Source organism: Anaerotignum sp. (assembly GCF_045122575.1).
Classification (GTDB): Bacteria; Bacillota; Clostridia; order Lachnospirales; family Anaerotignaceae; genus Anaerotignum_A.
Window position 1 is genome coordinate 1 of record NZ_JBGVHV010000110.1, and the last position, 12,458, is coordinate 12,458.

The window sequence follows — 12,458 nt, forward strand, 5'->3', positions numbered from 1 at the left end:
ACACACAAAGAGCTCCATGGTAGGCAAAATGCCCGGCGACCCTTGGCAGAGCTTTGCAAACCTGCGTCTGAGCTACGGTTTCATGTATGGTCATCCCGGTAAAAAACTGCTGTTTATGGGCGGTGAATTCGGTCAGTATAACGAATGGTATGAAGGTCAGTCTCTGGACTGGCACCTGCTGCAGTATGCAGACCATAAAAACCTGCAGGCATATATGAAAGAACTGAACCATCTGTATCAGAACGAAAGTGCTTTCTGGGAACTGGATTCCGCTCCTGAAGGTTTCGAATGGATCGAATGTGATGATGCAGACAGTTCTGTGGTATCCTTTATCCGCCGCAACAGCAAGGGCAAGGAACTGATCTTTGTATGTAACTTTACCCCTGTTGTTCATCATGGCATGAATCTGGGTGTACCTCACATGGGCACTTATAAGGAAATCCTGAACTCCGACGACGAACGTTTCGGCGGCAGCGGCATCATCAACACAGAACCGCTGAAGAGCAGCGATCGTCCCTGGAACCGCTGTCCTTACAGCGTATCTCTGGACGTGCCTCCTCTGGGCATGGTGATCCTGGAACAGGTGGATCCTCCGAAAAAGAAAAAAGCGCCTGCGAAAAAGAAACCCGCGGCGAAGGAAGAAGCTGTAAAGGAAGAAAAGGCTGCAGCAAAAAAAGCACCTGCAAAAAAGGCACCTGCCAAAAAGAAAGCAGCCCCCAAGAAAAAAGCGGAAGCATCTGCGAAAGCGGAAGTTTTTCCTGGGCAGGCGGAAGCAAGCGTAATGAAAGAGGAAGTTGCTCCCGTTCAGGCGGAAGAAACACCCGTAATGAAAGAAGAAAAAGAAGCAGCGGAAAAGGAATAATAGCAGAAAAGCTATGCTTCCGGACAGTCTTTTGAAGACAAATTTTCGTTTTTCGCGCCTCTGGGACGATTTTTCTCCAGAAAATCCGACGTTTCTTATTGACGTGCAGCGGGTTTTTGTGTATAATTCTTAAATGTGTGGTAAAAAAAGGTGGCCACACCCGATTTTATCATCAACGAATCTCGCACTGGGAGGGAGGGAAATAATATGTCAGAGGTAAAAGTTAAAGAAAATGAATCCTTGGACAGCGCACTGCGTCGTTTCAAAAGAACATGTGCTAGAGATGGCATCATGGGCGAAGTTCGCAAAAGAGAACATTATGACAAACCCAGCGTAAAACGCAAAAAGAAATCCGAAGCTGCTAGAAAACGTAAATTCAGATAAAAGCGTTTGCCGTGGATGCAGATAAAATGACTGCTTGCAGGCATTTTGATGTAGACACGAGAAAACCTGATGTGATGAGTAAAACGAAGTTTTACGAATCAACATTCGGCGTAAGCCGGCTTTTAGTTAATCTAGAGCGAAAAGGGATGATTATATGTCATTAAAAGAACAGCTCTTTGCAGATCTGAAGACTGCAATGAAAGAGAAAGATACTCTCAAAAAGGACACAGTTCAGCTGATCCGTTCCGGTATCCTGCAGTATGAAAAGGATAACAAAGTGGAACTGGATGATGAAGGCGTTCTGGATATTATTTCCAAACAGCTGAAAAGCAGACGTGATTCCTTGCCCGACTTTATCAAAAGCGGCAGAGAAGATCTGATCGAAAAACTCAATAAAGAGATCGAAATTTTGTTAGGTTACCTTCCTGAACAGCTGAGCGAAGAAGAAATCACAAAAATCGTTGAAGAAGCGATCGCTGCAACAGGTGCAGCTTCCGTTAAGGAAATGGGCAAGGTCATGGGTATTGTAAACCCTAAAGTAAAAGGCCGTGCTGACATGAAAGTTGTTGGTGCCCTGGTGAAGAAACTGCTCACAGGCAAGTAATGATCAAAAATTCAAAGCCACAGACGTATGTCTGTGGCTTTTCTTTATGTTCAGAAAGAACCGTTCCGGTTGTCCTACAAATCGAATGAACAGAAATTTAAATGCACCGCATCGAAATATTCGATTTGGTGTTGACATTAGAAATGACCATGATATAATTCAAAACATCGATAGTGAACATCTAAAAATTAGATGCAGATAAAAGGAGAGGAATTATATGAAAAAGATGACAAAACTGACAGCTCTGCTGATGACAGCGGCAATGGTAATGACAGGTTGCGGCGGTTCTGAAGATGCAGCAAGCAGTAATGCAACTTATAAAGTAGGTATTATCCAGCAAATGGAACATGCGGCACTGGATGCGGCGACACAGGGCTTCCAGGATAAATTGGAAGAACTTTTGGGAGATGACGTAGTCTTTGATTATCAGAATGCGCAGGGGGAACAGACAAACTGCACGACCATCGCAACAAAATTCGTTTCTGACGGCTGCGATCTGATCATGGCAAACGCAACAACAGCACTGCAGTCTGCATATGCAGCAACGGCAGACATCCCCATCGTTGGTACATCCGTTACAGACTATGTGACAGCAGGCGTGGTTGATTCCAACGAAGCACCTGGCAGAAACGTAACAGGGGTTTCCGACCTGTCCTCCATTGATGCACAGATCGATGTTCTGCTGCAGTTCTGCGCAGAAGATACAAAAGTGGCAGTAGTTTACTGCTCTGCGGAACCCAACTCCATCTATCAGGCAGAACTGGCAGAAAAATATCTGAAATCTCTGGGCAGAGATTATGCTGTTTACACAGTGGCAGATTCCAATGAAATTCAGGCAGTACTGACCAATGCCGTTAGTGAATGCGGTGCGGTTTATATCCCTACAGATAATACTCTGGCGAACAACATGGAAATCGTGAAGAACGTAACTGTTCCCGCAGGTGTTCCTTCCTTCGCAGGTGCGGAACAGATGTGTGTAGAAGGCGCGCTGTCCACTCTGTCCATCAGCTACTATGATCTGGGCGTAAGAGCGGGCGAAATGGCTTATGAAATTCTGGTAAATGGTGCGAACCCTGCAGAAATGTCTGTAGAATTCGTATCCGAAGGGATCACACCCAAATATAACGCAGAAATTGCTGCAGCACTGGGCGTAACCGTTCCCGAAGGTATGACAGCGGTAGAATAAGAGATTCCAATCAAATCTTACGAAAGAAAAATGCATTTAGAAAACGAACAAAAGAAAAACAGAATAGCGGAGCGGGAAAAGCTCCGCTTTTTTCTTGAAATGACGCGGAGGCGTGGATTGTGCTTTGTTTGGATAAAATATACAAAACGAGTGGGATAACCATATATTTCCAGAGGGTGTTTTTGTAGGTTTAGCACAATAGGGTGTATACAAAAAACTTGTATCAAATTTAAAACAAGCTATTGACATCGGTAATGATAGTGCTATAATGACTTTAACACATACACGCGAATATGCGTTGCAGTGCTAAAGCGTTTTAAAATCACAGAAGAAAAAAAGGAGATGTTCTTTCATGAAGAAATGGATGAAAACAATTGCAGCAACACTGGCACTTACAATGGCAATGACAGGCTGCGGCGGCGGTTCCGACGCATCTGCCGATGATGCAGCCGGCAAATATACAGTTGGTATCGTACAGCAGCTGGAACATCCTGCACTGGATGCAGCAACACTGGGTTTCCAGGAAAAACTGACAGAACTGCTGGATGGTAATGTAACATTCGATTATCAGAACGCTCAGGGCGAACAGACAAACTGCACCACTATCGCAACAAAATTTGTTTCTGACGGCGTTGACCTGATCATGGCAAATGCAACAACAGCACTGCAGTCCGCAGCAGCTGCAACGGCAGATATCCCCATCGTTGGTACATCCGTTACAGACTATGTGACAGCAGGTGTGGTTGATTCCAACGAAGCACCCGGCAGAAACGTAACAGGCGCCTCCGATCTGGCTCCCATTGATGAACAGATCGCCATGCTGACAGAACTGGTGCCCGACGCACAGAAAGTCGGCATCGTATACTGCTCCGCAGAACCTAACTCTCTGTACCAGTCCAAATTGGCGCAGGCAGAACTGGACAAAGCAGGTATCGCATGGGCAGAATACACAGCGGCAGATTCCAACGAAGTACAGTCTGTGGTAACAAAAGCAGTCGGCGAATGTGATGTACTGTATGTTCCTACAGATAACACAATGGCAAATAACACAGAAATCATCAAAAACGTAGCAGTTCCCGCAGGCGTTCCCGTCATTGCCGGTGAAGAAGGCATCTGCTCCGGCTGCGGTGTGGCAACACTGTCTATCAGCTACTACGATCTGGGTGTGAAAGCTGCGGAGATGGCTTACGAAATTCTGGTAAACGGTGCAAATCCCGCTGAAATGCCTATCGAATATGTTTCCGAAGGTATCACAGAAAAATACAATGCTGAAATTGCAGAAACTCTGAAGATCGTCATCCCCGAAGGCATGGTAGCGATTGGTGAATAAAAATCTATCCATGATTTCATATGTATTCCTAAACCCTTTCTACAAAAGATAAAATTATGAGAGATAGAAACGGCGGAGCGATTAGCTCCGCTGTTTTTTGGCGACAGATGTGCTTGCATCATGGGGAAGGAAGGAGTATAATCGGAAAGATTATCCATGTAGGATATGTGGATAGCGGTACATAAGATAATTTTATTTTAGGAGGGTGTTTTTATGAACATTATGGCATTATTGAATGCTTTGCCCGGTTCCGTAGCCCAAGGGCTGATCTGGGGCGTCATGGCAATTGGGGTCTATATGACCTATAAGGTGCTGGATTTTGCAGACCTGACTGTAGATGGTTCCATTGCTACAGGTGGTGCAACAGCGGTTATGCTGATGCTTTCCGGTCAGAATGTGTATGTAGCACTGATCGGTGCGACCATTGCCGGCATGCTGGCAGGGCTGGCAACAGGTATTTTCCACGTTGCTTTTGGGATTCCTGGTATTCTGGCAGGTATTCTGACTCAGCTGGGGCTGTATTCTGTAAATATGCGTATTATGGGGAAATCCAATCAGGCGATTAGCGTAGATAAATATGACCTGATCCTGAGCCTGCGTGATATTCCTCATGCAATTTTGATCGGCGTGATCTTCTGCGTGGTATTGATCGTTCTGCTGTACTGCTTCTATGGTACAGAAATTGGCCGTGTATTCCGTGCCACAGGCTGCAATGAGATCATGGCTCGTGCGCAGGGCACAAACACAGACCACATGAAGATCCTTGGTCTGATGATCTCCAACGGGGTCGTTGCTCTGGCTGGTGGTCTGTATGCCCAGTATCAGGGTAATGCCGACGTAAATATGGGCCGTGGTGCCATCGTTATCGGTCTGGCATCGGTTATCATCGGTGAAGTTGTTCTGGGCAGATGGGTATACTTTAACTACATGCTGCGTATGGCGGCGGTCGTTTTTGGTGCCATCGTATATTTCTGCGTCATCGCAGTGGTACTGTGGCTGGGTCTGGAAACCACAGATATGAAACTGATCAGTGCGCTGATCGTAGCAGTATTCCTGGCGGTGCCTTATCTGAAGGGCAAATATAACGCCAGCCATGTCAAGAGAGGAGGCGGCAAGAATGCTTGAATTAAAAGGTATCTATAAAACATTCAATCCTGGCTCCGTAAATGAAAAAAGAGCCCTGAACGGCATCGATCTGGTTCTGGAAGAAGGCGATTTTGTAACGATCATCGGCGGTAACGGCGCAGGGAAATCCACTATGCTGAATGCGATTTCCGGTGCATGGCCCATTGATGAGGGTCAGGTCATCATTGACGGTGTGGACGTGACACATCTGCCCGAACATAAAAGAGCAGCATATCTGGGTCGTGTCTTCCAGGATCCTATGAATGGCACAGCAGCGGATATGGAAATCGAAGAAAATCTGGCCATTGCAAAACGCCGCGGTAAGAGCCGCTCTTTCAGATGGGGTATTACCAAAAAAGAAAGAGCAGAATATGTGGAACTGCTGAAAATGCTGGATCTGGGTCTGGAAACCCGTATGCGTGCAAAGGTAGGTTTGCTTTCCGGCGGTCAGAGACAGGCACTGACACTTTTGATGGCAACATTGAAAAAACCCAAACTATTGCTGCTGGACGAACATACAGCAGCCCTTGACCCCAAAACAGCAGCCAAGGTTCTGGAACTTTCCGACAAGATCATTGCGGAAAACAATCTGACAGCCCTGATGGTAACACATAACATGAAGGATGCCATTGCCCATGGTAACCGCCTCATCATGATGTGGGACGGCAAGATCATTCTGGATATCAAAGGGGAAGAAAAGAAAAACCTGACCGTAGATGACCTGCTGAAACAGTTCACCATTGCCAGCGGTAAGGAATTTGCCAGTGACAGAGCATTGCTGGGTTAACGAAAAGCACTCGAAAGAGTGCTTTTTTTATGGGGAAAACAAGGACAATGTCTAGTTATTTCCGTAAGGACATAAACTGAACAAATGGCTTTGAGGTGATCGTATGGGACTGCGGAAAAACGTGACAGAAGCCTTGGAACTGCCCAAGGAGATCATGCTGAATCTGCCGCTGATCTCTCTGATCGGGCAGGAGGAGGTCACCATAGAAAATTATAAAGGGATCCTGGAGTATGACGAAGCACAGGTGCGCATCGGCACGGCGGCAGGAATATTGTGGCTGCAGGGAAAGGGGATGTGCCTGAAGCAGCTGTCCGCAGAATGTATGGTGGTGACGGGAAGGATAGAAAAACTGGAGTTTTTGACCTGAGGGGCAAACCGATAGGGGGGAGGAATTTGTTTCTGGCGTTATGGTATTCTTTACGTGGATATGTTAGAATAAGGGCGAAGGGCTTTTCGGCGGAACGGTTTATGAACATGGCAGCTTTTCGGGGGGTCTGTCTCTGGGATGTGACCAGAGAGGGCGCAGGCATGACCATGAAAGCGGCAGGCGGCAGTCTGGATATTCTGCAGGCCTGCGCGGAAAAGACGGGCTGTTCCATAGAAGTTCTGGGAAGGGGCGGACTGCCTGTTTTTTTTCGGCGGTTTCGCAGGAGACAAGTCTGGACGGCAGGGCTATTGTGTTTTGCCGCAGGGCTGTATCTGCTTTCCTCCTTTATCTGGACGGTACAGGTGGAGGGGAATGAACGGCTGACAGAAGAAGAACTGCTTTTGGCCTGCGGGGAAATGGGATTGAAACCCGGCGCATGGAAACGAAGGGTGGATACGGAAGCTGTTACCAATGGGCTGCTGCTGCAGTTTTCCGATATTTCATGGGTCAGCGTTGGTGTGAAAGGCACGGATGTGACCATCAAACTGGCGGAAACCATTGCAAAGGCGGAACGGGTAGACAGGGAAACGCCCTGTGATATCGTTGCATCTCAGGACGGTGTGATCGTGCAGATCACGGCGGAGAGGGGTACGCCAAAGGTGCAGGCCGGCGATGTGGTGAAAAAGGGAGATATCCTGATTTCTTCGGAACTTCTGATCGGTCTGGAAGGAGAAGAACAGCATACGGAGTACACGGCGGCAGAAGGGGCAGTTACGGCCCGAATCTGGCAGAGACTGACGGAAGAGATGCCCTTGCAGTATGAAGAGATTCGTTACAGCGGTGTAGAAAAGGAAAACCACAGCCTTCTTTTTTCCGAAAAGGAACTGGATATCATTCACCCGGATGGGGAAGGAGAATGGGAAAAAACGGTGCTTTCGGAACAGCCGCTGGCTTTGGGGGATTTTACATTGCCCCTTCGTTTCAAAAAAGAAATCTGGAAGGAATATGAAATTCTGGAGAAAACAAGAACGGTAGACGAAACAAAATCGATTCTGGAAGAAAATTTAAGAAAAAAGACAGAGAATTTATTGTCGAACTACGGTAAAATAGAAGAGATCAAAATCAATTTTGAAGAATATGCCGACAGCGTCCGCGCAGAAGCGGAGGTGACGCTATTGGAACGTATAGAGGAAAAACAAAAGACGGAACCGAAAGAAAAGGAGCGTGAAAATCTGAATGAGTTTTGAAAGAACGATGCAGATGGATAACAATATCATCCTGCCTGTGTTCGGGCAGTTTGATGCAAATATCAAAAAAATCGAAAAGGCGTGTCATGTCAGCATTGTCAACCGCGGAGATGATGTGAAGATCACAGGGGAGGAAATGCAGGTGCATAAAGCATGGAATATCCTGCATTCTCTGGCGGCGCTGGCAAGAAAGGGCGAAGAGATCACAGAACAGAATCTGGAATACTTTATCGCTTCTGCGGAGGAATCCGACGTGCGGGAACTGGAAAAGGTCTATGATGACCTGATCTGTATCACCGTCAACGGCAGACCTCTGAAGCCCAAAACACTGGGGCAGAAGAAATATGTGGATATGATCAAGAATAATACGGTGGTATTCGGCATCGGTCCTGCCGGCACAGGGAAAACCTACCTTGCCATGGCCATGGCCATCACAGCGTTCAAAAACAACGAAGTGAACCGTATCATCCTGACCCGTCCTGCCATCGAAGCAGGGGAAAAACTGGGTTTCCTGCCCGGTGACCTGCAGCAGAAGGTTGACCCTTATCTGCGCCCTTTGTATGATGCTCTGTATGAGATCATGGGTGCGGAAAACTTTATGAAAAACATGGAAAAAGGCCTGATCGAAGTGGCACCTCTGGCATATATGCGCGGCAGAACGCTGGATAATGCATTTATCGTGCTGGACGAAGCCCAGAACACTACACCGGAACAGATGAAAATGTTCCTGACCCGTATTGGTTATGGTTCTAAGGCGGTCATCACCGGTGACGTGACCCAGATCGACCTGGGCGAAGGCAAGAAAAGCGGCCTGACGGAAGCAACAAAAATTCTGGCGGGGATCGAAGGTATCGGCCAGATTACATTAACAAACAAAGACGTTGTGCGCCACCCTCTGGTGCAGAAGATCATCCTTGCATATGAAAAGTTCGAGAATAAGAAACGAGGCGATCAGGATGGCAAGAAAGAAAGACGTTTCCCTAAATAAACAGGGAAAAAAGACCCATCAGGGCATTTTGTATGTGATCGCGGCCATTCTGACCCTGCTTTGCATCAGCACCGGTTCCCATGTGATGGAAACGGACACTGTGCAGGTGGGAGCCGTGGCGGAAAAACGCTATGTGGCGGAAAGAGATGCCGTTGATGAGGTGACGACCAATCGATTGAAAGAAGCGGCGGCAGACAGTGTCGCTCCCATCTATATGCATGATTCCGTGGCGGAGGAAGACAGCCGTGCGGAAGTGGAGGAAATGTTTCAGGAACTGAACCGCATCCTTTCCAAACTGAAGGATGACGAAAGTTTCTATGAAAAGGCGCTGGAAGCACCATGGAAACTGCCTGTAGTGCTGACAGAAAAACAGCTGGATGCCTATGCGGCGCTGAATAAGAGCAATCGTACGCTTTTTGCAGAAGACTGCATCAATGCTATGAACGGCGTGTATGGGGCCGGCGTGAAGGCGGATGCTTTGGAAGAAGGCAGAACGGCAGCGGTGGAAGTGTTCAAAAGTACAGCATGGAACAGCAACCTGAAAACCATGGCGGAGGCTGTCTTTGATGCGGCACTGGAGCCGAACCTTGTGCTGGATGAAGAAGCCATGGAAATGGCGAGAGACGCCAAGCGGGCAGAAGTGGAAAATGTAATGATCCGCAAAAACCAGAAGATCGTGGATGAGGGCGAGATCATCACGCAGGATATTTACGACAGACTGGTCAGCCTGAACCTGGTGGGCGGCGCAGAATATACCGGCACGGCACTGCCTTTGTTCGGCAGTCTGCTGATGGTTGCCGTGGTCTTTGGTGCGCTGTATCTTTTCTTCAAATGGGGAAAGGGCATCGTTGTACTGAAATATAACGAAGAGAAGATGCTCTTTACTGTTTATGTGATCATGGTGGTTCTGCTGCGGCTGATGGCACAGATCCCTTATTTTACTCTTATCCCGCTGGGGCTTTTTGCCATGCTGGTCAGCATGCTCATCGGCAGACGTGTGGCATTGATCATGAACTCTATGTTCTGCATCATTGGATGTTTTATCTTTAACGGAGATGTGCAGTTTCTGATGTATTCCCTGCTGGTAGGGACCATGGGTGCGCTGCTGATCCAGAAAACAGACCAGCGCCGCTATATCATGCCTGTGGCTGCGGCTATGGCAGCGGTCAGCTTTGCGGCTATGTTTGGCGGAGGACTGTTTTTTGAAAACGGCTATTCCGCAGGTCTGCTGGCGAAATGTGTTTTCGGGGCCATTATGGGTGTGGTATCTGTGATCATCGCAGTGGGCAGTCTGCCCTTCTGGGAAGCGGCCTTTGAAGCCAATACGCCCCACCGCCTGCTGGAACTGACCAATCCCAACAACGAAGTGCTGCGCCGACTGATGATCGAGGCACCGGGGACGTATCACCACAGTCTCATCGTTGCCAACCTTGCGGAAACGGCGGCCTATGAGATCGGTGCCAACACGGCACTGGCAAGGGCAGGGGCCTATTATCACGATATCGGCAAACTGAAAAATTCGCAGATGTTTTCGGAAAATCAGTCCGGGTATAATGTTCACGATGACCTTGCGCCGGAAACCAGTGCAAAGATCATCACCCAGCACCCGAAAAACGGCGTGGAAATGGGGCTGGAATATGGACTGCCCCGTGTCATCATCGATATCATTCGGGAACATCATGGGACAGGCCTTGTGAAGTTCTTCTATTTCAAGGCACTGAAAGCCTATGGGGCGGAAAACGTGAAGGAAGAAGACTACCGCTATCAGGGAACCATCCCCTCTTCCCGTGAATCTGCAGTGGTCATGCTGGCAGATACGGTGGAAGCGGCGGTGCGTTCCGTTCTGGGCAGCGGTAAGACGCTGGAGGAAGCGGAAAATCTGGTGAAAACGCTGATCAAGGATAAACTGGACGATGGCCAGCTGGATCACAGCGGACTGGGGATCCACGAACTGGAGATCATCCGAAAAGCCTTTATCAAAGTGTTCCACGGTATGTACCATGAAAGAGTGGCATATCCCAAACAGGAGGAAATTGCGGCGGCAAAACTGAAATCCGCCGAAGCGGAAGAAAAGGAAGAAGAAAAGAGAGAGGAAGAAAACCGTGAATCTACTGATTGATAACAGAACAGAGGAAATACTGACGGCAGAACTGGAGGATGCCATTCGCAGAGCCGCGGCAGAATCTCTGAAATATGAAGAATTTGATGAAAACTGTGAGATCAGCGTTTCCATTGTAGATAACGAGGAAATTCGTCAGATCAACAAGCAGTTCCGAAATATCGACAGGGCAACAGACGTCCTCAGCTTCCCCATGCTGACCTTCGAAGAAGGGGAAGAAGCGGAAGTGAACGAAAACGACGAGATCATTCTGGGGGATATCATCATTTCTCTGGAAAGAGCCAGAGAACAGGCGGAGGAATACGGCCATTCCCTGAAAAGAGAAATTGCTTTCCTGACTGCCCACAGCATGCTGCATTTGCTGGGCTATGACCACATGGAGCCGGAAGAAGAAGCGGAAATGTTTGGCAGACAGAAGGAGATTTTACTGCAAGCGGGGTTCCCAAGAGAATAAGAGGTGGTTCTTATGACAGAAAAAGAACTGGTGGTTTTGGCAAAGGAAGCCATGGAATATGCCTATTCTCCCTATTCCAAATTCAAAGTAGGGGCGGCTGTTCTGGCAAAGGATGGCAGAGTATTCACAGGCTGTAATGTGGAAAATGCTTCTTACGGTGCCACAAACTGCGCGGAGCGAACAGCCATTTTCAAGGCTGTCTCTGAAGGGTACAGAGAGTTTGAAGCGATCGCTGTTGTAGCGAGCAGTGGCGATTATGCGTCTCCCTGCGGCATCTGCCGACAGGTGCTGGCAGAATTTATGCCCGATGGGAAAGTCATTCTGGACAGCGAGGAAAAGGGTATGGTAACATATTTAGTTAGAGAGTTACTGCCTTGTGGCTTTAGCAGCAAGGATATCAAGTAAGAAAAAAGGTGGAACTATGGCGGAAAAAAGCTGGGAAACACTGGAGGGCGCATGCCTTTCCTGTCATAAGTGCAGATTGGCGGAAATGCGTACCAATGTGGTCATCGGCAAAGGAAACCGCAATGCGGATATTCTGTTCATCGGGGAGGGCCCCGGCCAGCAGGAAGATCTGCAGGGCTTGCCCTTCGTAGGCCCTGCGGGACAGTTACTGGATAAGATGCTGGCAAGTGTTGGCCTGTCTCTGGAGGATGTGTATATCGGCAATGTGGTGAAATGCCGTCCCCCCGGCAATCGTGATCCCCATGAGGATGAAAAAGAGGCCTGTCTGAATTATCTCAGATATCAGCTGATGCTGATACAGCCCAAAATCATCGTCTGTCTGGGACGGATCGCCGCAACCACTATCATCGACCCGGATTTCAAGATCACGAAACAGCGCGGACAGTGGTTTGAGAGAAAAGGGTATCATATGATCGCTACATACCATCCCTCTGCATTGCTCAGGGATGAAACGAAAAAGCGTCCGGCGTGGGAGGATATGAAGGCCATCCGCGCAAAATGGGACGAGCTGAAGGGAAAAACGGAACAATAAACAGGAGG

14 protein-coding genes are annotated in these 12,458 nt (G+C 48.1%); all 14 read left to right on the forward strand.

Annotated elements, in window-relative coordinates; all coding sequences use genetic code 11:
- Positions 1-862 (forward strand): alpha amylase C-terminal domain-containing protein (locus ACJMLT_RS05240; RefSeq protein ID WP_405727645.1); only part of this gene is annotated, 862 nt, incomplete at its 5' end.
- Positions 863-1,069: 207 nt separating this feature from the next.
- Positions 1,070-1,246: a 30S ribosomal protein S21 gene (gene rpsU, locus ACJMLT_RS05245; protein WP_016406744.1), complete on the forward strand. Its 177-nt coding sequence runs from the start codon at positions 1,070-1,072 to the stop codon at positions 1,244-1,246.
- 154 nt (positions 1,247-1,400) lie between these two features.
- A complete protein-coding gene (locus tag ACJMLT_RS05250; protein ID WP_405727649.1) occupies positions 1,401-1,850 on the forward strand; it encodes a GatB/YqeY domain-containing protein in 450 nt (149 codons plus the stop codon).
- 217 nt (positions 1,851-2,067) lie between these two features.
- Positions 2,068-3,036, forward strand: a complete 969-nt coding sequence (locus tag ACJMLT_RS05255; RefSeq protein WP_405727652.1) for an ABC transporter substrate-binding protein — start codon at positions 2,068-2,070, stop codon at positions 3,034-3,036.
- Positions 3,037-3,388: 352 nt separating this feature from the next.
- Positions 3,389-4,366: an ABC transporter substrate-binding protein gene (locus ACJMLT_RS05260; RefSeq protein WP_405727655.1), complete on the forward strand. Its 978-nt coding sequence runs from the start codon at positions 3,389-3,391 to the stop codon at positions 4,364-4,366.
- Positions 4,367-4,579: 213 nt separating this feature from the next.
- On the forward strand, positions 4,580-5,491 hold the full coding sequence (locus ACJMLT_RS05265) for an ABC transporter permease (protein ID WP_405727658.1): 912 nt from the start codon (positions 4,580-4,582) through the stop codon (positions 5,489-5,491).
- The gene (locus tag ACJMLT_RS05270; RefSeq protein ID WP_405727661.1) at positions 5,484-6,278 is read left to right on the forward strand and encodes an ABC transporter ATP-binding protein; all 795 of its coding nucleotides are present in this window, start codon (positions 5,484-5,486) and stop codon (positions 6,276-6,278) included. Before ACJMLT_RS05265 ends, ACJMLT_RS05270 begins: the two co-directional genes overlap by 8 nt.
- 103 nt (positions 6,279-6,381) lie before the next feature.
- Positions 6,382-6,645, forward strand: a complete 264-nt coding sequence (gene yqfC, locus ACJMLT_RS05275) for a sporulation protein YqfC (protein WP_405727664.1) — start codon at positions 6,382-6,384, stop codon at positions 6,643-6,645.
- The gene (gene yqfD, locus ACJMLT_RS05280) at positions 6,597-7,892 is read left to right on the forward strand and encodes a sporulation protein YqfD (RefSeq protein ID WP_405727726.1); all 1,296 of its coding nucleotides are present in this window, start codon (positions 6,597-6,599) and stop codon (positions 7,890-7,892) included. The genes yqfC and yqfD overlap by 49 nt, the downstream gene beginning before the upstream one ends.
- Positions 7,882-8,880: a PhoH family protein gene (locus ACJMLT_RS05285; RefSeq protein ID WP_405727667.1), complete on the forward strand. Its 999-nt coding sequence runs from the start codon at positions 7,882-7,884 to the stop codon at positions 8,878-8,880. The genes yqfD and ACJMLT_RS05285 overlap by 11 nt, the downstream gene beginning before the upstream one ends.
- A complete protein-coding gene (locus ACJMLT_RS05290; protein WP_405727670.1) occupies positions 8,849-10,999 on the forward strand; it encodes an HD family phosphohydrolase in 2,151 nt (716 codons plus the stop codon). The genes ACJMLT_RS05285 and ACJMLT_RS05290 overlap by 32 nt, the downstream gene beginning before the upstream one ends.
- Positions 10,983-11,453 (forward strand): rRNA maturation RNase YbeY, encoded by a 471-nt coding sequence (gene ybeY, locus ACJMLT_RS05295; protein WP_405727673.1) that lies wholly within the window; start codon positions 10,983-10,985, stop codon positions 11,451-11,453. The genes ACJMLT_RS05290 and ybeY overlap by 17 nt, the downstream gene beginning before the upstream one ends.
- Before the next feature lie 12 nt (positions 11,454-11,465).
- Positions 11,466-11,858, forward strand: coding sequence for a cytidine deaminase (gene cdd / locus ACJMLT_RS05300; RefSeq protein WP_405727676.1), 393 nt, complete (start codon positions 11,466-11,468; stop codon positions 11,856-11,858).
- Between the two features lie 16 nt (positions 11,859-11,874).
- On the forward strand, positions 11,875-12,450 hold the full coding sequence (locus tag ACJMLT_RS05305; protein WP_405727679.1) for a uracil-DNA glycosylase: 576 nt from the start codon (positions 11,875-11,877) through the stop codon (positions 12,448-12,450).
- Positions 12,451-12,458 lie beyond the last annotated feature (8 nt).